Below are 24201 nucleotides of genomic sequence, written 5' to 3'. Positions count from 1 at the left end.
ACCCAACTAAAATTCCACCACCACCGGCGTATGATCACTAGGTTTTTCTAACTTCCTGGGTGCAATATCAATAATACAACTTTGAGCGCGTTCATAAAGCACAGGTGTTAAATAATGATGGTCTATTCTCCAACCTAAATTTCTTTTAAAAGCCGCCGTCCGATAATCCCACCAACTATAATTTCCCCCCTCTTGATTAAACTTTCTCAAAGCATCCGCAAAACCCAAATCAAGCACATCTTTTAAAGCTTGGCGTTCTGGGATAGATGCCATAATGTGATTTTCTATTTTTACTTTGTCATTAATATCTATATCTTCCAAGGCAATATTAAAATCACCACACATAGAAATAGCCGGATTTGATAATAGTAATTGCTGCAAATATTTCCGTAATACTGTTAACCAACGCAGTTTATATTCATATTTTTCACTTCCCACCGATGAACCATTAGGAACGTAAAGATTAACAATTCTTACACCATCAATTACACCACTAATTACCCGCTTTTGCTCATCCCAAACTGGATCTAAATCTGTTAACACTGAACAGAAACCCATACTCACATCTTCCAAAGGTTGACGGCTAATCAGTGCCACTCCGTTATAAGCTTTCTGTCCGTAAATATAAAGATGATAACCTAAGTTTTCAAAAGAATTTAAGGGAAAATCCTGATCTACAACCTTCGTTTCCTGCAAACACAAAACATCAACAGGATTTTCACTTAACCAGTTGATCACCTGTTCTAAACGAGTCCGAATTGAATTGACATTCCAAGTAGCGATTTTCATGAGTTACTTATCAGTAGGATAGTAAATAAAGAAATATAGAATATGTAAATTTTTTGTAATCATTTTTGATTGTGGATTTTTTTGTTCAACCTCCCATTCACTTAAAAATAAGCTATAAGTAATTGATCCCTGCTGTAAATGCGTATTCGCAAATACAAAATAGGCAAAATTGTAAGTTAGGCTACAGAAAATTATAAATGATTATGATCCCCCAGATAGATGAAAATATAAAGTACTTGCTTGTAAACTAATAAAGACGTTAATTGTTAGCACTTGCTACGACTGTGATATTACATTTGTGAGTGAGTTGATAATACAGTTAACCGAGAATACGCTTTTCTAATAGTCAGTCAGAAAAGTTAACTTAAATGGAAGAAAAGTAAGCATAAATGCTTTTACCTCATAAAATAATTTCAGGATTGGTAGCAGGTGATGTCAACTCAATAAATCAATATAAATCAATATATATGATGTTGACACTCTTTGTAGACCAAACCAAGAATCGCAAGATATAGCATATTAGCTCAATTTTCACCAGAAAATATCCCAAAATATGCAAATTCTGTCACCAAGCGGAGAGGTTGGAACTTTCACAGATACATCCATTTAGGTGTAATCAAAATTTTTTTGCTCGATTACAACAACAAACTTTTTTAGGAGGACATTGGTATGAGTAATAGAGCCAACACTTGCCCATGCTGCGGTGGATCAATCCTACGTCATGTCCGTCATGGTGAACTATATTGGTTTTGCCTTTCGTGCCGACAAGAAGTACCACTGTTAACTATCAGTCGCTTATCAAATCATTTAGAAACCCGTAACACAGGAGTAGTTACTCCGTCTGCTGTTAACTCAGTAGAGTAATCTACTGCGGCTGGTTCTGAATATCTACAGAGTGGAAATAGACAAGTGAATACCATATTTCTTGAGAGCAAGCGTCAAGCTAGAGATGGCGCTTGCGCTTTGGTTTGACTTTGTTGCCAGAACAGCGGATAACTTCCAGTTAATGTCGATATGATATAAAAGTAGATAAAACTTAAAGAATATTCATCAAATGCTGATTCACTCATCTGACTTGCCCAAAGTCAAAGACTCAGTAGGCAAAAAAATTCTCTTAGGTAATGAACCTAAACCAGAACTAATTGCGATTCTAGCAGTCTACTTTGTTCAAGGCATATTAGGGTTATCGCGTCTAGCCGTTAGCTTTTTCCTCAAAGATGAATTGCAACTGAGTCCAGTTGAGGTATCAGCACTGTTGGGAATAGTTGCTCTACCTTGGATGATTAAGCCATTATTTGGCTTTATTTCCGATGGTTTGCCCATATTTGGCTACCGTCGCCGTCCCTATCTAGTGTTATCTGGGATACTGGGGGCTGGTGCTTGGGTAAGTTTGGGAACAATAGTTAATAGTAGCTGGGCGGCAACAATTGCGATCGCCCTATCTTCCCTTTCCGTTGCCTTCAGTGATGTCATTGTAGACTCCCTAGTTGTCGAACGTGCCAGAGTAGAAACCCAAGCCAAAGCTGGTTCTCTGCAATCTTTGTGCTGGGGTGCTACTGCAATGGGAGGGTTAATGACAGCTTATTTTAGCGGCTTACTCCTAGAATATTTCAGCACACGCACAGTATTTTTAGTCACGGCATTTTTTCCGCTAATTATTTCCGTAGTAGCTTGGTTAATTGCAGAAACACCAATTAATAAAGACACTACACAACCTCAAGTAAATAATCTTCTCTCCACCTCCAATCAAATTAAACAACTGGGTAAAGCGATTACACAAAAAGTAATTTGGATACCCACAGCATTTATCTTTCTGTGGCAATCTACCCCCAGTGGAGAAGCAGCTTTTTTCTACTTTTTCACCAACGAATTACACTTTCAACCTGAATTTTTAGGCAGAGTCCATTTAGTTACCAGTTTAGCCTCATTAATTGGAATTTGGATTTTCCAACGGTTCTTAAAATCCGTACCATTTCGAGTAATTTGTGGCTGGAGCATCATCATTTCTGCTGCATTAAGAATGACAATGTTAATATTAGTAACCCACACTAATCGAGCATTAGGAATAGATGATCAATGGTTCAGTTTAGGTGATAGCTTAATACTCGCAGTCATGGGACAAATTGCCTTCATGCCCGTGATGGTATTAGCCGCAAGAATATGTCCCTTGGGAATAGAAGCCACATTATTTGCCCTCTTAATGTCAATCTTCAATTTAGGAGGAGCTATTTCCAGAGAGTTTGGGGCTTTAATCATGCACTGGTTAGGAATTACCGAAAATAACTTTGATACCCTCTGGTTACTAGTAATTATCACCAATGTAATTGCCCTTGTACCATTGCTATTTATCAAATTTTTACCAGGTGAAGAAACAGAAACTATCACATCTACTCAAAATGCAGTAATTCAGTGAATTAATCAAAACCATTTAATTTTCATTTTTGTTTTTTGAAAAGTACATTCATGATGTACTGTTGAAAAAATATCATCTTGTCTTGAAAAAATAAAAAATACCAAAATATGCAGATTTTAGAACCTCAAAACCAGCAAACGTTAGCAAAATCTTACAATCAAGAAGATTGGCAAAAAGGATATGAATCACTCAAACAAGAATATGATTATTGGATTGATGAAATAGAAGGGGTAATACCCGCAGAACTACAAGGAACACTATTGAGAAATGGACCCGGTTTATTAGATATCAACGGACAAAGATTACATCATCCCTTTGATGGTGACGGCATGATTAGCCGCATTACATTTACTAACGGACGCGCCCATTTTCGTAATAAATTTGTAGAAACAGAAGGTTATTTAGCAGAAAAAAAAGCTGGTAAAATCCTTTATCGTGGCGTATTTGGTACACAAAAACCAGGAGGTTGGTTAGCTAACGCCTTTGATTTTAAAATCAAACATATTGCTAACACTAATGTTATCTATTGGGGTAAAAAACTATTAGCCTTATGGGAAGCAGCAGAACCTTATTTATTGCATCCCCACACCTTAGAAACATTAGGCAACGAATATTTTAATGGTGTTTTATCCCCAGGTGAGGCATTTAGCGCCCATCCCCGCATAGATCCCAATGGTAAATTAGTTAATTTTGCTATTAAACCAGGACTATCAACCACAATTACAATTTTTGAACTCAACACCAACGGCGAAATTATCAGTAAACAAAATCATAGTGTTCCTGGTTTTTGCTTTATTCATGATTTTGTCATCACCGAAAATTACTGTATCTTCTTCCAAAACCCTGTTAATTTTAATCCCATACCTTTCGCTTTAGGAATGGCCAGTGCTGGACAATGTATTCAAGTCCAAAAAAATCAACCCACAAAAATCATCATTATTCCCCGCAAAGATAGTAAAGCTGAGAAAGAAGAAGTCAGAACTTTAGAAACCCAAGCAGGTTTTATTTTCCATCATGTCAACGCTTTTGAAGTGGAAACTGAAATTATCATTGATTCAATTTGCTATGAATCATTACCAGAAGTAGAACCAAATACTGATTATCTACAAACCAACTTTGACACCAATGCACCAGGACAAATTTGGCGATTTGATATTAATTTGCCGGAGAAAAAAGTACAAAGTCAGTTAATAGATAAACGTGCTTGTGAATTTCCTACTATTCATCCAAATAATGTAGGAAAACCCTATCGTTATTTATATATTGCTGCCGCACATAACCCTATAGGAAATGCACCCTTACAAGCTATTTGGAAAGTAGACTTAGCAACAGAAAAACAAGAAATTTGGAGTGCAGCACCACGGGGTTTTATGGGTGAACCAATTTTTATTCCTCGTCCCAACTCTCAACAAGAAGATGAAGGTTGGGTAATAGCTTTGGTTTATGACTCAGAAAATCATCGCTCAGATGTAGTGATTTTAGATGCTCAGGATTTTTCAAAAGGTGCGATCGCTAAATTACACCTTAAACATCATATTCCTTATGGTTTACATGGGAGTTTTACACCAGAAACATTCATTTAATTAATGTAGGTTGGGTTAAGCGTAAGTGCAACCCAACAAAATCATATTAAAGAGAACGTAAAAATACCTTTAAACCATCACTCGGTTGAGGTGTAGGTGTCATTTTTAAATCTAAATTTTGTCCTGGTACAAGTTCCCATTCATAACCACGCAACAGTAAAGCAGCAAATATTTTCATTTCCAACTTAGCAAATTCTTTACCTAAACATTCTCTCATCCCACCACCAAAGGTAACATAACTAAAAGGTTTAGATTTTTCCTCATTTCTCTCTACACTAAACCTTGCTGGGTCGAAAGTTTGAGAATTTTTATAAATAGTTTCATCTTGGTGGGTTTTCCCTATTTGATACAGTACACTCCAACCTTGAGGAATACTATATCTATTAAATTCACAAGTTTTAGTTACAGAACGAAAACCACCACCAACAGGGGGAATAACTCGCAAAACTTCCTTGAGTATTTGGTCTAAATAAGTCATTTGTTTCAGATGTTCAGAGGTTAATTCACCTGTAGAATTTATTTGTTGTTGTTCTGTTCTTGCTGCTGCTAGAATGTCTGGGTTTTGTGCTAACAACAAACAAAAAGAAGACATTGCCGAAGTTAAGGTTTCATGTCCAGCAAATAATAATGTTAAAATTTGATCTTTGAGTTCATTTACACTCAAACTATTACCATCTTCATCTTTAGCATTTAACAACAAACCCAAAGCATCTTTTTCTGAATTTTCTGAGATTGGCTGCTTTTGACGTTGTAAAATTATATTTTCAATTTTCGCTAATAACAGTTCTCGACTTTTTAGAGCTTTACCAAACTTAGTCCAAGGTAAACGAATGGGAAGAGTAAATAAACCTTGACACCATTCTTCAAATAATTCAGCAAAATGAGGAGCATTAGTAGTATCTGTTCCTACTAATAATTTACAAGCCACATCAAAAGTATATTGTCTGATTTCAGGATACCAGGTTAATTGACCTAAATTTAACCATTTTTGTAAATAGCTATTAGTAATTTCCACCATTGTAGGTGTATAACTTGCTAAAGCTCTGGGTAGAAATGCTTGAGCTAATAATTTACGTCGGGTTTGATGAATGCTTCCAGTTTGCGTTGCTAAAGATGCAGGACCAAGCAATTCTGAAACAGTCTTAGGCCATTGAATTATAAAATTCTGATTTTCACCACTAAATACAAAGCGGTTTGCATCTGCTCCTATCATCATAATTGTAGGAGAACCAAAGATATTAGTTTTAAAAACGTTGCCGTATTTCTTTTGTCGTTTATTGGCAAAATTTCTATCCGTTAAAAAACTAATTGTTTCACCAATGATAGGTAAACCAAAGTTTCCCGGTGGTAAAGGTAATTGATTATTATCCTTGCTAATACTGACCATATTTATTTTCCTTTGTAATTTTTGATTGTTTATTTTAAAATTATATCACTTAAACCTAGTGCTTAAACTGATATTTATTTTTGGATATTCGGATTTTTTTCTAATAAAAGATTTTCCAATTCTTGAATTCTATCAAGTAATTTTTGATAACTATCTGCGGAAATAATCACATGACTAGGCCGTGACTGTTTAGTGAGCAAAACAGGTTCAACCGCAGCTTTATCAAAAACCTCACCGTGTTTATTACGCGCATCTGTGAGAGTGTAGGTTTGCATAGCATGACTAATTTAGACATTTTGACTATAATTTTAGCAAAAATCAAGCAACCCACAAAATTAACTCCACAAAATTAACTTTGGTAGCAATTCTGCCACATATCCAGAAAAATAAAATTGTAACGAAAACTACAAAATTCTTATTTTTTCAAAAAAACAGGGTAAGCTAACCATACATATCCGGTTCACCAAAGTACCGTGATGAGGAGTAAATGTTATGGTGACAACATCGCGCCCATTGTGGGAAAATCATTCTCCAGCCCATATTTGCCCGTTTGACCAAGCTTGTAGTTATTTGGAATGGGCAGGTAAAGAATTAAAATTAGATCCTGGTTTATTAGAAATACTTAGTCATCCCCGGAAAGTCGTCACCGTTTCCATACCCGTCAAAATGGATAATGGGGAAGTGCGAGTTTTAGCCGGACATCGGGTACAACATTCTGATATTTTAGGACCATATAAAGGTGGTATTCGTTACCATCCGGCAGTGACTTTACGGGAAGTTTCCGCTTTAGCTATGTTAATGACTTGGAAATGTGCATTGTTAGGTATTCCCTATGGTGGTGCTAAAGGTGGTATTCCCATAGATCCGAAACAATATAGTGTAGCAGAATTAGAAAGAATAAGTCGCCGTTATATCAGTGAGTTAATTAAAGATATTGGACCATCAGTAGATATACCAGCCCCAGACATGGGTACATCTGCGCGGGAAATGGCCTGGATGATGGATACTTATTCTGTGAATGTTGGTCATGCTGTACCCGGTGTTGTTACTGGTAAACCCCTTTCTGTAGGTGGTTCTCTGGGTCGAGAAATGGCTACGGGGCGCGGTGTAATGATTATTGTCCGGGAAGCCTTGGCAGATCAAGGTAAATCCCTGGCAGATGTAAAAATTGCTATTCAAGGTTTCGGTAATGTGGGGGGTGCTGCGGCTGAATTGTTATACCAAGCAGGGGCAAAAATTATTGCGGTTTCCAGTGGTGCTGGGGGTGTATATGCGGAAACTGGGCTTGATATTCCGGCTTTAAAAGCTTACGCTGCTCAAAATCGTCGCAGTGTGCTGGGTTTTCCCCAAGCTATTCCCATTAGTAATGCAGATTTACTCATTTTACCTTGTGATGTATTAATTCCTGCTGCTTTGGAAAATCAAATTACGGAAGAAAATGTGCATCAGATTCAAGCGCAAATGATTGCTGAAGCAGCTAATGGACCTGTGACTTTGGAAGCTAACCGAGTTTTAGAAGCCAGTGGAGTTACGGTTTTACCTGATATTTTAGCTAATGCTGGGGGGGTAGTAGTTAGTTATTTGGAATGGGTGCAAGGTCTTTCTTATCTGTTCTGGGATGAGGAAAGAGTAAACCGGGAAATGGAACATTTAATGGTAAATGCTTACCGTCACGTGATTCAACAAGCACAGACTCGCAGAGTAAATTTACGGTTAGCCGCTTATACTCTTGGTGTGGGTAGAGTGGCGCAAGCTTTGACTGATAGGGGTTTGTATCCTTAGTTACAGGGTTATAACTCGTTCCCAGTCTCTGACTGGGAATGCTATTATCAACCCCGTTTAATTGTGCTTTCAACATTTAAACCTGCTCCTTTGGAATTAAACAATACAAACTCACCTACAAGTAATATCGAGTTAGTTTAAGGTAATTTATGAGGTGCGATCGCACCGACTATTTTTTTAGGTTCGCTTTTGCCATGATTTTGGATCTCTTCGACTGTGAAAAATTGCTGTTACGATTATACGACTAGATACAATTCGATAATATATGGTGTATGGAAAACGCCGCACTACCGCCCGTCGCACGTCAAAATATACCACGGCATAAGATTCTGGCATTTGACAAATGCGATTTAGCATTTCATCCACGCAGTCTAAAAACTCATCACCAAGTCCTGCTTGCTGATTTTGATACCAGATATACGCCTCATCCAGTTCTTCACGAACTTCTGGACGAAAGACTAGGACGTAATTCATTATTATCCTCTAATTGAAGCTTTAATTTCCTCCCAAGTCATGACATTATCTGGATTTGCTTCATAATCAGTAATGCGACGATCAAGTTCTTGTTTTTGCGCTTCTGTTAAATCGGGATAAGCTTGTTCTGCTGCTATACTTTCTAAAATCTCTTGGACAATACTAATTCTATCTGCAATACTCAGGGCTTTGATCTGATTTAAGGTTGCACTGATGTCCATGTTTATTGACCTCGATAGGCAAAGAAGGCAATTCATATATTTTCCAGGATAAGCGATCGCTTTACACATTGAGTTAGTTTAAGGGAATATATGAGGTGCGATCGCCTTAGTGAGCGAGTAGACTCATAAACTATACATAAAGTCACTATCCTTAGTCATAAAAATAACACCTTTATCCTTTGCTGCTGCAAAAATTTCCTCATCTTCAGCATCTCTTAATCCAACATCACGCAAGGCTAAAGCAGTTATACTAAATGTCTGACTAATCCAAGTGGCAATAGCTGGTCATAAATGTGCATCAACCCAGATTATCATGCAACTAATACCGGATGATTGAGTTTTCGTGAAGCGTGTAAAAGTGCTGCTTTAAGATCATCAGCTTCCAAATCCGGCATTTCTTCTAGAATTTCTTCTGCACTTAAACCAGAAGCAAATAAATCTAATACATCTGATACCCTAATTCTCATTCCCCGAATACAAGGACGACCACCACATTGTTTGGGATTAATCGTAATTCTTTCTAGTAAACTTGACATATAAGGTGATTTCAATACTCTTTTTTCAGTGTAAATCAAGTTTGTTTGATTTGCAACTAACCTAAGCTAAAATAACAACACATAGCTAACCCACCCCTATTCTATGCAAACACCAACAAAACCCGAAACTCAAACCCTATACGATCAAGATTATTACCTGTGGATAAAAACAACCATTAACCAACTTCGCACAGCTCAATTTTCTGCTGTTGATTTAGAGAATTTATTAGAAGAATTAGAAACTATGGGTAGAAGTCAGAAGCGAGCAATTAAAAGTTTATTAATTAAGTTGCTTGAACACCTACTCAAACTCAAATGCTGGGATAATGAAAGAGAACGAAATCAAGGACATTGCAAAAGAGAAGTTAGAACATTTAGAATACAAATAAAAGATGAACTTACAGATAGTCCGAGTTTAAAGCCTTACATTTTGGAGATATTTGAAAAATGTTATCAAGAAGCAAGAAAATTAGTCAGTGATAGTTCTCAACTTCCTCTTGACACATTCCCCATTATACCCATCGGTTCTTTAGAACAAATTTTGGATGAAAACTGGTTTCCCGAATATAGCAATCCTATTTAACTGCAAATACCCTAATTTTTTCTCAAAGATTTAGTTCACACCTGAAAAAGTGAGCAAATTTTGCGCGATAATAAACAACTACTTGCCAACAACCAAGAGTTACTTGTAAATAATTTAGCCAATCTGCAAACCTGAGAAGTGAGACATCTAAATCAATGATTGCAGTTAAATTTAGATATGCAAAAATAATTGAAAAATCTCAAAAAAATGTCATCATATTTTAAATGTAGAATATTTACCACCATTAACATACTCCATGAATAACCAACCCAAAATAATCGTTTTAGATGATGATCCCACCGGTTCTCAAACTGTTCACAGTTGTTTACTCCTGATGCGTTGGGATGTAGAAACCTTGCGTTTAGGTTTAAAAGATGATGCTCCCATTTTCTTTATCTTAACCAATACGCGATCGCTCACCCCAGAAGATGCAGCAAATGTCACCAGAGAAGTTTGTCATAACCTCAAAATCGCACTAGCAGCAGAAAACATCGAGGATTTTCTCGTAGTTAGTCGTTCTGACTCCACCTTACGCGGTCATTATCCCATAGAAACCGATGTCATTGCCGAAGAACTCGGACCTTTTGACGCTCATTTTCTCGTACCCGCATTTTTTGAAGGTGGACGCATTACCCGCGATAGCATCCATTATCTAATTATTGATGGTGTACCCACCCCCGTACACGAAACAGAATTTGCTCGTGATTCTGTATTTAGTTACAATTACAGCTACTTACCCAAGTATGTAGAAGAAAAAACCAAAGGACGCATCAAAGAAGATACCGTCACCAGATTTTTACTTGATGATATCCGTAAAGGAAGCTTAGAAAGATTATTGCAACTGTATGATAATCACTGTGGGGTAGTTGATGGGGAAACCCAAGCCGATCTTAACACCTTTGCTGTAGACATATTAACAGCCGCCAGTCAAGGTAAACGCTTTTTATTCCGTTCCGCTGCTAGTATATTAACAGCTTTAGCTGCTTTACCCCCCCAACCCATAGCTGCGGAAAATATGGCAGAATATGTGCGTGGTGGTAAACCGGGAGCAGTTATTGTTGGTTCTCATGTGAAAAAGACAACTCAACAGTTAGAATCACTGTTAACAGTTGCGGGAACGGTAGGGATAGAAGTTAATGTCGGAAGATTACTTGATGATGGAGTCAATGAATCTGCTAAACTGCTAACCGAGATTCTAGAACACATCCGGGAAGTACATAACGCTGGAAAAACACCAGTAGTTTATACTAGCCGTCAGGAATTGACTTTTAAAGATGTCAAAACTAGATTAGACTTTGGGGCAAGAGTTTCGGCTTTACTAATGGATATTGTAAAGGGTTTACCAGCTGATATAGGATTTTTAATCAGCAAGGGGGGTATAACTTCTAATGATGTCTTGAGTACAGGTTTAAATTTAACTTCTGCTCGGTTATTAGGTCAAATTTTAGCCGGTTGTTCAATGGTAATTACACCATCTGATCATCCTCAGTTTTCTAATTTACCTGTGGTTTTATTTCCCGGTAATGTCGGTAATGCTGATGCCTTGGCTACAATTTATCAAAGATTGACTAATCAGTAAACATTTATCAGGAGTCAGGAGGCAGGAGTCAGGAGGCAGGAGTCAGGAGGCAGGAGGCAGAAGGTAAATATTTCTCACCAATCACCAATCACCAATCACCAATTACCAATTACCCATTACCCATTAAGAATGAATTCTGATTCTAAGAAATCACCAAAAGATTTGAAAATGGAGTCAAATTCTGCACTTAACGATGCAGAATCAATCTCTATTAATGATGATAGAGAGGAAAAAAGTGTCAACCCTGTTGATAAAGAGGGAGATACTAATGTAGATGTTAAAGATAGTGATTCTATCATTCCCAATGGAGAGCTAAATTCTGTTCTTGTCTATTTACAAGCTCATGCAGATAGGAAGATAGATTCTAATTCTGAAGAGAAATCTGAAGAGAAATCTGAAGATAAGAAAACAGAAACAAGCAATTTTGAATTGATTGATCTGAACAGCGATGAGTTAGTGTCAACAGGAAAAAATAACAACAATAATATTCAAGTTCAGTTAAAAACCGAGGAGGGAAGACTATTATTAATTTTGCCAACAGAATCTCAAGTACCTGCTTCTGAGTTCAGTTGCTCCGAGATTTGGCAACAAATGAGACAGAGACTAAATGGTAGCGATCGCCTACGTATACCTAACACTATAGTACATTTGGTAGCGAAAGACCGCTTATTGGACTCAAGACAACTGCAAGAACTGGCACAAACTTTAAATGAACTGCAACTAGAGTTAAAATCAGTTGCCACAAGTCGCAGACAAACAGCGATCGCCGCTTGTACATTAGGTTATTCTGTCGAACAAATCCAACTACAACCATCCTTCACCGCTGACGCTCAACTAGCTCCTAAACCTCTAGCAGATGCGCTCTATCTAGAAATGACAGTAAGATCAGGTGGAGAAATTCGCCATCCTGGCACTGTGATTATTTTGGGAGATATCAACCCTGGTGGTATTGTGGTTGCAGATGGTGATATTCTCATTTGGGGGCGTTTGCGGGGGGTAGCTCATGCCGGCGCTGGGGGAAATCGTGATTGTCTAATTATGGCTTTGCAAATGGAACCAACCCAACTGCGAATCGCCGATGCAGTAGCTAGAGCGCCTGAAAAATCACTAACACATTTTTTCCCAGAAGTGGCACATATCACACCCGAAGGCATCCGTATTGCCAAAGCTACTGATTTTTCTCGCAGTCAGTTAAGCAAAATTAATCAGAGTCTCTATGGCAGGAGTCAGTAGTCGTAGGGGCGAAGCATTCGGAAAACAACCTTGGACAAAAATTGATAATTTATCGCCCGAATGCTGATGCTTCCAGCACGCTTCGCGAACGCCCGTACAGGAGTCAGGAGTAAAACCTGATAATGCTGGAAGTTTCATCATATATTGATGTTATCAGCGCCCCGTCTACTGCTATAACTAGTTCTAAATATTCTCTCAATATTTAGTATTATTTCCACCAACCCTAATCGAGCGCATTGCTGTTATGAGTCGTATTATTGTAATTACCTCCGGTAAAGGAGGAGTGGGTAAAACCACGGTTTCCGCAAATCTGGGTATGGCTTTAGCCAAAATCGGGCGACAAGTGGCCTTAGTTGATGCGGATTTTGGTCTGAGAAATTTAGATTTGTTGCTAGGACTAGAAAACCGCATTGTCTACACAGCGGTAGAAGTGTTAGCTAGAGAGTGTCGTTTAGATCAAGCTTTAGTCAAAGATAAACGACAACCGAATCTGGTACTACTACCAGCAGCCCAAAATCGCACCAAAGACGCGGTAACACCAGACCAAATGAAACTGCTAGTAAATGCACTAGCGCAAAAATACCAATATGTAGTCATAGATAGTCCCGCAGGGATTGAAATGGGGTTTAAAAATGCGATCGCCCCAGCTAAAGAAGCCCTCATTGTCACCACCCCGGAAATCTCCGCAGTCCGCGATGCTGACCGGGTAGTAGGATTATTAGAAGCACAAGGTGTCAAAAAGATTCATTTAATCATCAACCGGATTAGACCTGCAATGGTACGGGCAAATGATATGATGTCTGTACAGGATGTTCAGGAACTTCTCGCCATCCCCTTAATCGGGGTTGTCCCTGATGACGAGCGTGTGATCGTCTCTACTAACCGAGGCGAACCTTTAGTATTATCAGAAGCTCCTTCTTTGGCAGCCTCAGCCTTTGAAAACATTGCTCGTAGATTAGAAGGGGAAACTGTCGAATTTCTTGATCTTGACTCCCCGAACGACAACTTATTTTCCCGGTTACGCAAGTTGTTACGGACAAAGATTGTTTAATTTTTTTCAGTTACCGCCTTATAACCTAGCCAGCAATGATTCTTGAACTTTTAGAAAAACTTTTTGTTCGCACACCAAACACCAGTCGCACCGAAGTTAAACGTCGTCTGCAAGTAGTTATAGCCCACGACCGAGCAGACTTAGATGCCCAAACCTTGGAAAAAATGCGTCAGGAAATCCTAGCAATTGTCTGTCGCTATGTAGAAATTGAAACAGATGGTTTGGAGTTTTCTTTAGAAAGCAACCAACGCACAACTGCTTTGATTGCTAATTTACCCATCCGTAGGGTAAAGGAAAACACTCTTGAACCAGAGGAAACAGAGACATCTATTGAGGTTTGATCTCAATACTTTTCGGTTAAGCCCAAAACAACGAAATAACGTAGGTTGGGTTGAACGAAGTGAAACCCAACAAACCCCTGTAAATGTTGGGTTTTGTTCCTCAACCCAACCTTGTATCTTAGAGGAGGGTGGGTTAGGAGTGTATTAAATTTGCACTGTAAGCTCTTGCCAGAATCAGGATTTTTCGTTTTTTTTAGTTTCAAGACTTGACAAGTCGCAAAAATTGTTGTACAGTTATGTTATGAGTAGAAATCTGTGGAGCCAGATATAGTAAACTTTTAAATATTCAACATCGTTATTTCCACTCACATTCAAAAAATCCCCACTACCAATTTATCAATCACATCCTGAAAATCCTTAAATCCTGGATATCCTGATTCTGACAATATGCAAGCTTGGACACCCGATACCAGACTACAGAACAGCTAAGAAAATGGAAGAAGTATATAATTCGTAATTAGGGCTTGCTGAATAAAGATAAAACCTTGATAAATTCTGGAAACCACTTATGTAATTTCTGGAGATGTCTATAAGACATCTCCGAAAAAGATGTAGGGACAATTCATGAATTGTCCCTACATCTTATGTTACCAGTGGTCTATTCTAGAGACGTTCTATATAACATCTCTACATTTTTGCATTAACTACACAATGAGTTAATCAATCGTCAATTTCTTTCTACGCCATAGTTGATAGTCACAAATAAGTTGTGACAGCTTGTACAGGATTTCTTCCTCAAAGGGAATCCGCCATTTTATAGGACGAACGGGACGGTATCGGTCAAACATTAGTATTAAAGTTACCACAGCCATAATAATCAGGTGTGTTTGTAGGACAGTTAGAGGTAAGAGCATTAAAGCCCAACAATTTCCTACACACCAAAGGCCGTTAACCATCCCATAGCGCCAACAATCTAAATTAGCAGCCAGTCCAAAAGGTGAAAGGCCAGGAGTCCAGTGGCAGTGGTTCAAGCAGGACTGCTTCCACGGGCTAGACTGCCAAAAAATGGCTAATAGCAAGGCAACACCAGAAGCGCCAAACCATCCCTCGCCCACAAAAAACCTCAGCAAAGCTGCAACAGGCATTAATATCAGACCTGCCAGAGTCCAGATACTGATATAGCCAAAAAGAAACAAAACAATGGCAATCCAACGCCGTCGGGTTAAGCTACGTAACCAAAGGTGACGGATTGGTTGGGCTAACGCAGGAGACATCATAGCAACCAACATCACCAACCAATACAATACGATCACTGCCAGGGAGTGGAAAGAGAGCATATCATCTAGTGAGTGAATCATCTGTCCATGCCCATGAACTGAGACAGCAATCATCCGTCCTGACATTACCTGATGAAGTTCTCCTGGTAGCAACATCACCCCCCAAGCAATCAGGGAAACTTTCACCAGCGTCGGTAGAGGAGGCTCACTAATAAATGATATGTATCTACTTAATGTGATTCTCATTGCTCGAGTTTAAACGACTCACGAGACAGACATACTTGCTCCACTCTTATATCATCGGCTGGATAGTCCTCAGTTAGTGGGATGAAAGTAACTTTAAGGTTCTTAGTTCCATCCCGTCCGCCAAATCCAGTTTTAGCAAAGATATCGGTAATTTCAAAAACTTCGGTAACTCCTAGTCCCCCACCTGCGGATGCTTGGCTCACACCAAAAAAGGCGATACTACCCGCATACAGATCAGGATAATCATAACCTGGAGCACCTTTAGGAAGACTAACAAACACGTTAATGATCCTACCATCCTTGTTGCTGGTGATATTATTTAGAGACAGGAAAAACCTATACTCTGGGGAGTATTTTACTGGTTTATCCATTTGAATCTCTATCGAAGTTCTATTTGCTCCTTGTAAGCTTGTGGCGGTCTTAGTACTACCAAGGTTTTCTGGAAGCTTTCCGACAGGGTTAGTAGCCATACCTTTTAGGGGATCTGAAATGTCATCATATTGATAACTGAGATCATACTGGTAATCTATTTTCAGTGCCAAGGTATTGACAACATCCTTTGGTCTGAACTCCCAGACCTGTCCAGATGTCAAAGGTACCATAAAGCCACGTTCATTCGGACCGTCGAGCCACTCTTTTTGTGTTCTGTTGAAAAGTTCTATTATTTGGTTGTCCGCTTCGTTTTCTGGTGTATTTGGTAGTGGCTCCTGCAAATATGGGTTCTTATGCTTCGGATTACGGTTGGTCCAAACTTCCCACAGGCGGTCAATATTGGCATGGTGCAACCAAAATAGAGGGTCAAGACCGGCAGTGACTGGGTTACCCATCAGTCCACCACGTCGTTCAACTATATCTTCCCCATTTTCATCTTTCAGCGGTTTGTTATCTTTGCCCATTTTAACTTTTTCCCGCCCACCAACAAGACCATGAACGTTGTTATGTGGACTGCTTTCTGCTTGACCAAAGGTTGTAGCCTCGTGGCTAAAAGTGGTTTTTACTCCCCCAAAACCAGTTGAAGATGCAGATGTTCCCATAAAACTGGGTTGAGTCAATGTCTGTTTTAGACTTAGCGATAGTTTGGTCGACGCATACTGGTTCTTTGCGTCTTGTGATCCTTGAGCAATTTTTTGTGGCAGTGTTGCCAGAGGTCCGTACCGTTGTTTGATATATAGAGGATTTTCAGACTCATCCGGCATATACTCATTGGTAAATGCTGGTGGTATTTGTGTTGCACGATAATCATCTTTTGGATCTGCGGGGTTCCAGTAAGGTAAAGCCCAATCTGTCCAATGATAATTAACTTTGATACCTTTCTTTTCGTCTTCTATCATTTCCTGTTTAATAGCTTCACGCACTATTGCTTCAAATGACAGCAAATAGCCACGATGCCAAGGTAAGAAGTACCAGCTTCCGTGCTGGCATTGTTTCCAGTAAAGGCTTTGTACCCAATAAGGTGGTAACTTTTCACCCAAGGTCAGGAAGCCTTCAAGGTGCCATAATACGGGATCAAAACCATGAATAGCAGCTAGAAAATCCCAGCTTGTGGGATCTGAAATTGGCTTGGCTCTGAGGACTCTAACACCCCTAGCGTACCAGTACAACACGGGATCATCGAAATCTCCATTCTTTGCCCATACATTTCTGCGAGTGAAAGCCATAAAATTCCTTTTGGTGTTTGTTGGATAGTGAACCGTTGTGTAAAACCTAGACAAAACTAGACTTGAGTTTCTACTTCAATGAGAAATGAGAGTATGGGAGCGGCTATCCCTCAGTAGAATTTCGCGCCTTAGTTCAGACGCGATAAAATCATTGTTCTTATTCAATGATTGGTGAATATTAAGACAAGTTCGTGCATTCATTAATACGCAAGAATTAGCTAAAAATAGCCCGTGTTATCCCGTACTATTAGAACCTTAGCTCGATGTAACAAGCACGCTATTTTTATCTATTATGACTTATGCAAGTATTACACCATAGAAACTTTTGCAAGATGTGCTAGACGGCATAAATCATGTAAATAAACAGATTTTTGATATCTGATGCACCCTACGAATGTGCCAGTTGCATAGGTCATGAATATAATAATAAGCACATTTGACGCAATGTCAATATTGAATATCGTTAATTTTAGTAACTTTAGCTAAAATTTTAGTAACTTTAGCTAATTTTTCACTCATTGTATTTTAAATTGTATATCAGTGACAAAATCACTTAAATAATAACTAGATATTTGCGACATAAATTATACTTGCTATACTTGCATTTGGTGGCTACCTTTGGTTTAATTTCCATAGCATCACAATAGTAAATATTGCTACTTAGTAGGTATGCGTTAAAAATTGTCGTTATGGCAAGGCAGGAGGCAGGAGGGAAGAGGTTTTTAGCAATTTTACATTTTTGTACTTGCTTGGTTTTTTCGTGCCGACTTACTTTTATCCCTGAATAAAATTAGGGTTAATTTAGATGTGGTAATTCGTCGTCAACCCCCATCCCTGAAATCCCCAAAAATCCCCAAAAATCCTTAAATTATTGACTTCATTCTCAATAATGTTGATAATATACCCCCCTTTATTGATAAAAATCTTTTTTTCGATAGATCCCCAACTTCTTCAAGAAGCTAGGGATCTGGGTATTAGTAGAAAGAAACCGAAAAACCTCCTGCCTCCTGCTAATTAAATCAATCCTGCTGATTCATAAAGTCTTTTAAACAAAGCTTTAATTTTAGTTCCATAATCTAAATCTGCGGACCATCTTCCTGATAGTTGATCTACAGAAGAAGCGACACCCCTAGTCACAAATCTAAAGCGAGGATCTACTTCTTGTTGTACCAAAGGTTCTAAACTAGCATAGGCTTTTAAATGTTGAATATGCGCTCTTACTCCTATTCTGGCACTAGGAAAAGATGCTGCTTCTGAACCACCACCTATTGCTCCTAAACCAGCAAAGTTATTTTGTTGAGGTTTAATGTCTCCTCCAAAACGTAAAAAGCCAGTTTCTAAACACATTTGACAAAAGGCAAGATCATGATTTACGCCTTCAATGATCGCTTCTTCCCGATAAAGTTTAGGAATGTCAGGAAACTGCACTAGAGCGTTTTCATTGTTATTCCGCAAAAATATTTGTAGCTGTACTTCTGTGGTATTTCCATTAGAAATAATTTGCTCAATGTGTGCCGGACAAATTGTTAAAATGGAACGGAGTTTAAGAGTTTTAGTTGCACTATCCCAACTAATAGAAATATTAAAATCTCGCAGTTCGATAGCTTTGATATAAACTACACGGCGATAGGTTACACGGTTAATATTAGGTGATTTTGATAAATCAATTCGCAACCGATCTACTAAGTCAATGGGAATATAGGAATTACCATTAATTAATACTCCTTGTTCTGGATAATTTTGCCCATTGATGTTAATATTGATTGGTGGATAATTTGGTTCTACAGGAGTTCCCGGATTTGAATCAACTCCTCGACTCCAAGCTGTTAATCCATCTACAATTCCTAATGCAAAATCACGACGACGAGTTTGTAATAAATTGCGATCGTCTGGACTGCTGAGAAACCCTACTTGCATGACTAAAGCCGGTAAAGTAGTGCGGCGACAAAACTGCAAACTACCTAAGCCACTGTCTGTATCTGGTCTGACTCCGCGATTAGGTAATTGAGGTACACGGCGCAACAATCCCATGAGTAACGTTTCTGCATTTTGCTTGCGTTGATTGTTGCTGGCAATGTGGTAAACACTAGCACCCCTAACAGTAGGACTACTAGCAGCATCAGCTTGAATTTCTACAGCCACATCAGTGGAACGAGCGCGAGAGTTAATCCAGGTGATAGTTTGGGCAGCACTTAAATCATCAGGCACAGCTAAAACTTCCACAGTACGCGCCCGCAGTTCTGTTACAATTAGATCCCGTAACAGAATCATTTCCTTAGCTTCAGTTGTACCACCTGCGATCGCACCAGGATCAATACCGCCAGCTTCCCTACCTCCATGCGCGGCCGAAATAAAAATACGTCCCATCTTTAATGATTCCCATTGTTAAGCTCCAGCATGAAGCAATTTTAACGATTATTTTGGGTTTGGGATCAAGAATTATAATAAGGCAGGAGTCAGGAGTTTTGATTTTTCCCTAATCATCAATCACCAATCACCCAAAAATGCAAATCCCCCGTTTACATCCAGATACAATAGAAGAAGTTAAACACCGGGCTGATATTGTTGATGTTGTCTCAGATTATGTAGTTTTACGTAGACGAGGCAAAGATTTTGTCGGGTTATGTCCTTTCCATGACGAGAAAACCCCTAGTTTTACAGTGAGTCCAAGCAAGCAAATGTATTATTGTTTTGGTTGTCAAGCTGCGGGTAATGCCATTAAGTTTGTCATGGATTTGAATAAACGACATTTTGCAGAAGTAGTTCTAGATTTAGCAAAACGTTATCAAGTTCCTGTCAAAACCTTAGCACCTGAACAAAGACAAGAATTACAACGTCAAATATCTTTACGTGAGCAATTATATGAGATTTTAGCATCTACAGCCCAATTTTATCAACACGCTTTAAGACAAAATTTGGGTCAAAAAGCGATGCAATATTTACAGGAAAATCGGCAATTAAAAATAGAAACAATTCAACAATTTGGTTTAGGTTATGCTCCCCCTGGTTGGGAAACTTTACATCGTTATTTGGTGGAAAATAAAAATTATCCTGTGCAGTTGGTAGAAAAAGCTGGTTTAATTAAACCTAGAAAAGAAGGGGGAGGTTATTATGATGTATTTCGGGATAGATTAATGATTCCTATCCACGATGTTCAAGGAAGAGTAATTGCTTTTGGTGGCAGAACTTTAACAGATGAACAACCAAAATATTTAAATTCCCCAGAAACAGAATTATTTAGTAAAGGTAAAACTTTATTTGCTTTAGATCAAGCTAAAGATGGTATTTCTAAATCAGATCAAGGGGTAGTAGTAGAGGGATATTTTGATGCGATCGCCCTTCATGCAGCAGGAATTAATAACGTCGTTGCATCCCTGGGTACAGCATTAAGTATAGAACAAGTGCGGCTATTATTGCGTTACTCAGATTCCAAACAATTAATACTTAATTTTGATGCAGATAACGCTGGAATTAATGCCGCAGAAAGAGCAATTGGTGAAATTGCCACCTTAGCATATAAAGGGGAAGTACAGTTAAAAATTCTCAACATTCCCGACGGTAAAGATGCGGATGAATATTTGCAAACTCATACAGCAGCAGAATATCAGCAACTATTAACAAATGCACCACTGTGGTTAAATTGGCAAATTGAGGAAATTATTAAAGATAGAGATTTAAAACAAGCTACCAATTTTCAAATCGTTACAAAAGAAATGGTTAAAATCTTGCAGAAAATCGTTAATAGTGATACACTTAATTACTATATTTCCTACTGTGCAGAAATACTCAGCTTAGGGGACGCTAGACTTATACCCCTACGAGTTGAGAACCTACTAACTCAAATTGCACCTGCTAGTGTACAAACTCCACCTTTGCGTTTACGCAAACCAGAGTCAAAAACGCCAAAGCTATCTCTAGTAACCACTGAACGCAGTTTATTAGAACAAGCAGAGGCGTTATTATTACGAATTTTTCTCCATTGTCCTGAACAACGTCAAATTATATTTGAGGAATTAGAAGAAAGAAATTTAGAATTTAGCCTTTCTCATCATCGGTTTTTGTGGCAAAAAAGTTTAGAATTTCCATTAGAAGAAGTAGACTTAATTTCTAACTTACAAAATCGGTATTTAGAATTAGAAGAAGATTTAAAAATAGTATCTCATGTATTTCATTTGAATGAAAAAAACAAGCAAGAAATACTGCGTACTCCCCAAGTTGTACAAGCAACCTTAGCTTGTATGGAAATAGTTTTGAGGGAAAAACGCTATCGTCATTTTATGGAACTGTGGGAAAAAGTTGATCCACAAATAGAACCAGAAAAAAATAAATCATATTATGATAATGCTATTGCTGAAAAAAGACGAATACAAGAATTAGATAAACAAAGACAATTTTCCATAGCCGAATTATTTTAATCAAAGAATAGGGAGTATACTAATTCTATGAAACTACAAACAACTATCCAAGAAATCAAAACAGTTAAAGCCTACTATACCCCAGAAGAATATTTAGAACTGGAAGAAAAATCAGAGTACAAAAATGAATATAGAGATGGAGAAATTATACCCATGACAGGCAGAACAACAAATCATAATAAACTAGCATTAAATTTAGCTACTAGCCTGAATTTAGCATTAAATGATTTAGACTATGAAATTTATATTGGAGATGTAAAACTGTGGATACAACGTTATCGAGAATTTACTTATCCTGATGTCATGGTCATAGAAGGTGAACCTATTTATTATAGTACAAACACCACAATTGTCACCAATCCTTTATTAATTGCCGAAGTCCTATCTCAATCTACAAAAGACTATGATCGGGGTGATAAATTTCTTTATTATCGTTCAATTCCCGAATTTAAAGAATATATTTTGATTGATCAACATAAACATTATGTAATGCAATATGTCAAAAATAATGAAAATCAATGGATTTTGACAGAGTATGAAACAGAAGATGCTATTTTAAAACTTGCATCAATTAACCTTAAATTATCTTTAAAACAACTGTATAAAAAAATTAACTTTTTGGAACAAATAGAGTAAAATTATCAATTGAAAATTGACAATTGTTTCATTAAAGGCTTCCGCCGTGAGCGTCAGCCGATAGCGTAGCGTGGCGTTAGCCATACGGTTTAAAACCTCTCCTTTCAACGGGAAAAATAAAAAATAAGCTTTTTCAATCCTCTCCCTTCAATGGAGGGGTAATTGTCAATTGTTCATTGTCAATTATCAATTATTGAATATTCACCTATAACCTGAGCTTGGGTAAAATAGATTTAGATAACATTCCATGAACCCCTTTTTGTGGACTATTCACCACTTGAGTAATATGAAAATTTACTGCTAAACTGCATAAAACATAAGCATCTTCTGGTGATAAATTGGCAAAACGTTCTAGAAAATCAATCATATTTTTTAACGCCAATTCCAAAGCATCATCTAATGTTTCTGCAAAACCCATTGTGATGAAATCTGTAGGAGTTTCTGCTATGGGTGTTGTCAGTTGTAAATCTTTACGTAATATGAGTTTAATTCTGCCATTCATAGATGTTTCAATAGCAGTTACATTTACCTCACCATCTCCTTGTGCAGAATGTCCATCACCAATGGAAAATAATGCACCAGGAACATATATAGGTAAAAATAATTTTGCACCTGCTTGTAATTGACGGTTATCAATATTTCCTCCATAAGCACCTGGAGGTATAGAATTACGGTTATTTTCTGGGGTAGCAACTCCTAAAATGCCAAAAAAAGGTGTGAGAGGAATTTTAATATTTGAACCGGGTGGAAATTCGGCAAAATTATTTTTTAAATCGAGGGGAATAAATCTTAATGCAGCTTCTGTAAACTGCTGTGGTAATGCTCCCCAACCTGCACGAATAGCGTTAAAACCAACAGGTAAACGCGGTGAAATTGACTTTAATTGTACTTCTAAAATATCCCCTGGTTGTGCATTATTGATGTAAATTGGTCCGGTGAGTAAATGGGGTCCTAGTGCTATTTTTTGTTCTGGTGGTAAATTTTCACAGATATCAATAAATTCTGGTGTAAGAAATTCTGAAGGAGCTTTGTCGTAAACGTAATAACCTGTATATGTTTCTATGTCTATTGTGTCATGGGAATCAACAAATAATGCTGGTTTTAAGAGGTGAGAAAAGCCACCTAAATGTACAGTTTCTTTCGTAGCTTTTAAAATGTGGTGAGTCATTTTTGCAGATGCTGATGGCTGAATAAACAATTATCAATTGTCAATTGTCAATTGTCAATTGTCAATTGATAACAGGTTATTTTGAGTTTTCAGAGTGTTTTTTCCAGCAACCTAATATAATTGCGGATATCATGATCTTTCACTCGTGCAGAAATGAAGTTGAAACTAAACCAAGGTCCTAGTCGTAATTGTTGACCTACATGACTATATCTTCCTTGCCACCACCTGGGTAATGCTGGTACTATATCCATGCCATAAATAAAGCGATAAGTGTTAGGAACTCTCTGATTATAAGATTGAGAAAATTCCTTATTGCCTACTTTGGGCGAGCCAAATGTATAGACTTCTAAGGAAGATAATTGAGGGTGAAAATTATATTCAATATCTACACCACATAAGGTTGCTAATGCTCCTCCTAAACTATGGCCTGTGACAATGATATTAGCAGTCTGATTATCTTTGATATATTGATGAATGTGATCTCTAACGGAAAGGTAAGCATTGCTAAAACCAGAATGCATGAGTGATCCAGAGTTCTTACCTTTTTTATATGGGTAAGTTTGCTCGGTTTTAGCAACAATTTGTTGTTGAATTATTTTCTCATCAAATTCTCTATTTTCCTTTTCTTCATCAATACCTATCTTGCCAGTATCGAAGTTATATCGCCAGTCCATTCTTGATTCAGTACCACGAAAAACTATAGTTACTGCTGAGGAATCTGCTAAAATTGCCAATTGAGTATCAGTGGTTTTGTCGCTAATCAGAATTGGTTTTTCAGTCCAGCCGCTAAAGGCTATTTTAGAGAAGTCTTGATAAATTTCTTGACAGCACACTGCCATTTTCACTGCTTTGGAATAATTCACTGTCATCACTAAGTCCTCATCCACAA

23 protein-coding genes are annotated in these 24201 nt (G+C 37.9%); 11 read left to right on the top strand and 12 right to left on the bottom strand.

Going from position 1 to position 24201, the window contains the following annotated elements:
- Nucleotides 1-6 precede the first annotated feature (6 nt).
- Complete coding sequence (gene xth / locus PN497_RS12160) at nt 7-789, bottom strand: exodeoxyribonuclease III (RefSeq protein WP_096572370.1); 783 nt, start codon at nt 787-789, stop codon at nt 7-9.
- Nucleotides 790-1458: 669 nt separating this feature from the next.
- Between xth and PN497_RS12155 the strand changes: the two genes are divergently transcribed.
- The 3 genes from PN497_RS12155 to PN497_RS12145 all read left to right on the top strand — a co-directional run bounded on the left by PN497_RS12155 (nt 1459) and on the right by PN497_RS12145 (nt 4785).
- Entirely contained in the window at nt 1459-1653 is a 195-nt protein-coding gene (locus PN497_RS12155; RefSeq protein WP_096572371.1) for a hypothetical protein, read from the top strand.
- A 190-nt stretch (nt 1654-1843) separates the two neighbouring features.
- Nucleotides 1844-3202: a folate/biopterin family MFS transporter gene (locus PN497_RS12150; protein WP_096572372.1), complete on the top strand. Its 1359-nt coding sequence runs from the start codon at nt 1844-1846 to the stop codon at nt 3200-3202.
- A 107-nt stretch (nt 3203-3309) separates the two neighbouring features.
- Nucleotides 3310-4785 (top strand): carotenoid oxygenase family protein, encoded by a 1476-nt coding sequence (locus PN497_RS12145; protein ID WP_096572373.1) that lies wholly within the window; start codon nt 3310-3312, stop codon nt 4783-4785.
- A gap of 46 nt (nt 4786-4831) precedes the next feature.
- Here the strand turns inward: PN497_RS12145 and PN497_RS12140 are convergent, their stop codons facing one another.
- Nucleotides 4832-6172 (bottom strand): cytochrome P450, encoded by a 1341-nt coding sequence (locus PN497_RS12140; protein WP_096572374.1) that lies wholly within the window; start codon nt 6170-6172, stop codon nt 4832-4834.
- A gap of 74 nt (nt 6173-6246) precedes the next feature.
- Complete coding sequence (locus PN497_RS12135; protein ID WP_096572375.1) at nt 6247-6447, bottom strand: type II toxin-antitoxin system Phd/YefM family antitoxin; 201 nt, start codon at nt 6445-6447, stop codon at nt 6247-6249.
- A gap of 217 nt (nt 6448-6664) precedes the next feature.
- On the opposite strand from PN497_RS12135, the gene PN497_RS12130 reads away from it, so the two are divergent.
- The gene (locus PN497_RS12130) at nt 6665-7954 is read left to right on the top strand and encodes a Glu/Leu/Phe/Val family dehydrogenase (protein WP_096572376.1); all 1290 of its coding nucleotides are present in this window, start codon (nt 6665-6667) and stop codon (nt 7952-7954) included.
- Between the two features lie 177 nt (nt 7955-8131).
- Here the strand turns inward: PN497_RS12130 and PN497_RS12125 are convergent, their stop codons facing one another.
- The 4 genes from PN497_RS12125 to PN497_RS12110 all read right to left on the bottom strand — a co-directional run bounded on the left by PN497_RS12125 (nt 8132) and on the right by PN497_RS12110 (nt 9185).
- Nucleotides 8132-8428 carry a type II toxin-antitoxin system RelE/ParE family toxin gene (locus tag PN497_RS12125; protein WP_096572377.1) on the bottom strand — a complete coding sequence of 99 codons (297 nt, stop codon included), beginning with the start codon at nt 8426-8428 and terminating at the stop codon, nt 8132-8134.
- A 2-nt stretch (nt 8429-8430) separates the two neighbouring features.
- Nucleotides 8431-8649 (bottom strand): addiction module protein, encoded by a 219-nt coding sequence (locus tag PN497_RS12120; protein WP_096572378.1) that lies wholly within the window; start codon nt 8647-8649, stop codon nt 8431-8433.
- A gap of 123 nt (nt 8650-8772) precedes the next feature.
- Nucleotides 8773-8916, bottom strand: a complete 144-nt coding sequence (locus PN497_RS12115; RefSeq protein WP_272110273.1) for a DUF5615 family PIN-like protein — start codon at nt 8914-8916, stop codon at nt 8773-8775.
- A 44-nt stretch (nt 8917-8960) separates the two neighbouring features.
- Entirely contained in the window at nt 8961-9185 is a 225-nt protein-coding gene (locus PN497_RS12110) for a DUF433 domain-containing protein (protein WP_096572379.1), read from the bottom strand.
- 103 nt (nt 9186-9288) lie between these two features.
- Here PN497_RS12110 and PN497_RS12105 point away from each other — a divergent pair, with 103 nt between their 5' ends.
- From PN497_RS12105 to minE, 5 genes are all read left to right on the top strand, one after another.
- On the top strand, nt 9289-9768 hold the full coding sequence (locus PN497_RS12105) for a DUF29 domain-containing protein (RefSeq protein ID WP_096572380.1): 480 nt from the start codon (nt 9289-9291) through the stop codon (nt 9766-9768).
- 256 nt (nt 9769-10024) lie between these two features.
- Entirely contained in the window at nt 10025-11347 is a 1323-nt protein-coding gene (locus PN497_RS12100; RefSeq protein WP_096572381.1) for a four-carbon acid sugar kinase family protein, read from the top strand.
- Between the two features lie 129 nt (nt 11348-11476).
- Nucleotides 11477-12580, top strand: a complete 1104-nt coding sequence (gene minC / locus PN497_RS12095) for a septum site-determining protein MinC (protein ID WP_096572382.1) — start codon at nt 11477-11479, stop codon at nt 12578-12580.
- Between the two features lie 244 nt (nt 12581-12824).
- Nucleotides 12825-13631, top strand: a complete 807-nt coding sequence (gene minD, locus PN497_RS12090; protein ID WP_096572383.1) for a septum site-determining protein MinD — start codon at nt 12825-12827, stop codon at nt 13629-13631.
- Between the two features lie 35 nt (nt 13632-13666).
- Nucleotides 13667-13972 (top strand): cell division topological specificity factor MinE, encoded by a 306-nt coding sequence (gene minE, locus PN497_RS12085; RefSeq protein ID WP_096572384.1) that lies wholly within the window; start codon nt 13667-13669, stop codon nt 13970-13972.
- A 656-nt stretch (nt 13973-14628) separates the two neighbouring features.
- Here minE and PN497_RS12080 read toward each other — a convergent pair.
- The 3 genes from PN497_RS12080 to tftA form a co-directional block, all read right to left on the bottom strand.
- Entirely contained in the window at nt 14629-15375 is a 747-nt protein-coding gene (locus tag PN497_RS12080; RefSeq protein ID WP_162501826.1) for a DUF2182 domain-containing protein, read from the bottom strand.
- A 56-nt stretch (nt 15376-15431) separates the two neighbouring features.
- A complete protein-coding gene (locus PN497_RS12075) occupies nt 15432-17093 on the bottom strand; it encodes a tyrosinase family protein (protein ID WP_096572386.1) in 1662 nt (553 codons plus the stop codon).
- 1014 nt (nt 17094-18107) lie between these two features.
- On the bottom strand, nt 18108-19460 hold the full coding sequence (tftA, locus tag PN497_RS12070) for a hormogonium tapered terminus morphoprotein TftA (RefSeq protein ID WP_096572387.1): 1353 nt from the start codon (nt 19458-19460) through the stop codon (nt 18108-18110).
- Between the two features lie 137 nt (nt 19461-19597).
- Between tftA and dnaG the strand changes: the two genes are divergently transcribed.
- Nucleotides 19598-21508, top strand: a complete 1911-nt coding sequence (gene dnaG / locus PN497_RS12065; RefSeq protein ID WP_096572388.1) for a DNA primase — start codon at nt 19598-19600, stop codon at nt 21506-21508.
- 27 nt (nt 21509-21535) lie between these two features.
- Nucleotides 21536-22144, top strand: coding sequence for a Uma2 family endonuclease (locus PN497_RS12060; RefSeq protein ID WP_096572389.1), 609 nt, complete (start codon nt 21536-21538; stop codon nt 22142-22144).
- Nucleotides 22145-22349: 205 nt separating this feature from the next.
- Here PN497_RS12060 and PN497_RS12055 read toward each other — a convergent pair whose 3' ends face one another.
- The gene (locus tag PN497_RS12055) at nt 22350-23312 is read right to left on the bottom strand and encodes an acetamidase/formamidase family protein (RefSeq protein WP_096572390.1); all 963 of its coding nucleotides are present in this window, start codon (nt 23310-23312) and stop codon (nt 22350-22352) included.
- 89 nt (nt 23313-23401) lie between these two features.
- Nucleotides 23402-24181 carry a lipase family protein gene (locus PN497_RS12050; RefSeq protein WP_096572391.1) on the bottom strand — a complete coding sequence of 260 codons (780 nt, stop codon included), beginning with the start codon at nt 24179-24181 and terminating at the stop codon, nt 23402-23404.
- Nucleotides 24182-24201: the final 20 nt, after the last annotated feature.

Origin of the sequence: Sphaerospermopsis kisseleviana CS-549, assembly GCF_028329225.1 — a bacterium.
GTDB classification, from domain to species: Bacteria; Cyanobacteriota; Cyanobacteriia; order Cyanobacteriales; family Nostocaceae; genus Sphaerospermopsis; species Sphaerospermopsis kisseleviana.
This window is presented reverse-complemented; position numbering and strand designations above follow the sequence as displayed.

Bases quoted from the DNA above. Each gene is read 5' to 3' on its own strand.
- xth (WP_096572370.1), bottom strand. From the start codon at position 789: ATGAAAATCGCTACTTGGAATGTCAATTCAATTCGGACTCGTTTAGAA.
- PN497_RS12155 (WP_096572371.1), top strand. From the start codon at position 1,459: ATGAGTAATAGAGCCAACACTTGCCCATGCTGCGGTGGATCAATCCTA.
- PN497_RS12150 (WP_096572372.1), top strand. From the start codon at position 1,844: ATGCTGATTCACTCATCTGACTTGCCCAAAGTCAAAGACTCAGTAGGC.
- PN497_RS12145 (WP_096572373.1), top strand. From the start codon at position 3,310: ATGCAGATTTTAGAACCTCAAAACCAGCAAACGTTAGCAAAATCTTAC.
- PN497_RS12140 (WP_096572374.1), bottom strand. From the start codon at position 6,172: ATGGTCAGTATTAGCAAGGATAATAATCAATTACCTTTACCACCGGGA.
- PN497_RS12135 (WP_096572375.1), bottom strand. From the start codon at position 6,447: ATGCAAACCTACACTCTCACAGATGCGCGTAATAAACACGGTGAGGTT.
- PN497_RS12130 (WP_096572376.1), top strand. From the start codon at position 6,665: ATGGTGACAACATCGCGCCCATTGTGGGAAAATCATTCTCCAGCCCAT.
- PN497_RS12125 (WP_096572377.1), bottom strand. From the start codon at position 8,428: ATGAATTACGTCCTAGTCTTTCGTCCAGAAGTTCGTGAAGAACTGGAT.
- PN497_RS12120 (WP_096572378.1), bottom strand. From the start codon at position 8,649: ATGGACATCAGTGCAACCTTAAATCAGATCAAAGCCCTGAGTATTGCA.
- PN497_RS12110 (WP_096572379.1), bottom strand. From the start codon at position 9,185: ATGTCAAGTTTACTAGAAAGAATTACGATTAATCCCAAACAATGTGGT.
- PN497_RS12105 (WP_096572380.1), top strand. From the start codon at position 9,289: ATGCAAACACCAACAAAACCCGAAACTCAAACCCTATACGATCAAGAT.
- PN497_RS12100 (WP_096572381.1), top strand. From the start codon at position 10,025: ATGAATAACCAACCCAAAATAATCGTTTTAGATGATGATCCCACCGGT.
- minC (WP_096572382.1), top strand. From the start codon at position 11,477: ATGAATTCTGATTCTAAGAAATCACCAAAAGATTTGAAAATGGAGTCA.
- minD (WP_096572383.1), top strand. From the start codon at position 12,825: ATGAGTCGTATTATTGTAATTACCTCCGGTAAAGGAGGAGTGGGTAAA.
- minE (WP_096572384.1), top strand. From the start codon at position 13,667: ATGATTCTTGAACTTTTAGAAAAACTTTTTGTTCGCACACCAAACACC.
- PN497_RS12075 (WP_096572386.1), bottom strand. From the start codon at position 17,093: ATGGCTTTCACTCGCAGAAATGTATGGGCAAAGAATGGAGATTTCGAT.
- tftA (WP_096572387.1), bottom strand. From the start codon at position 19,460: ATGGGACGTATTTTTATTTCGGCCGCGCATGGAGGTAGGGAAGCTGGC.
- dnaG (WP_096572388.1), top strand. From the start codon at position 19,598: ATGCAAATCCCCCGTTTACATCCAGATACAATAGAAGAAGTTAAACAC.
- PN497_RS12060 (WP_096572389.1), top strand. From the start codon at position 21,536: ATGAAACTACAAACAACTATCCAAGAAATCAAAACAGTTAAAGCCTAC.
- PN497_RS12055 (WP_096572390.1), bottom strand. From the start codon at position 23,312: ATGACTCACCACATTTTAAAAGCTACGAAAGAAACTGTACATTTAGGT.
- PN497_RS12050 (WP_096572391.1), bottom strand. From the start codon at position 24,181: ATGACAGTGAATTATTCCAAAGCAGTGAAAATGGCAGTGTGCTGTCAA.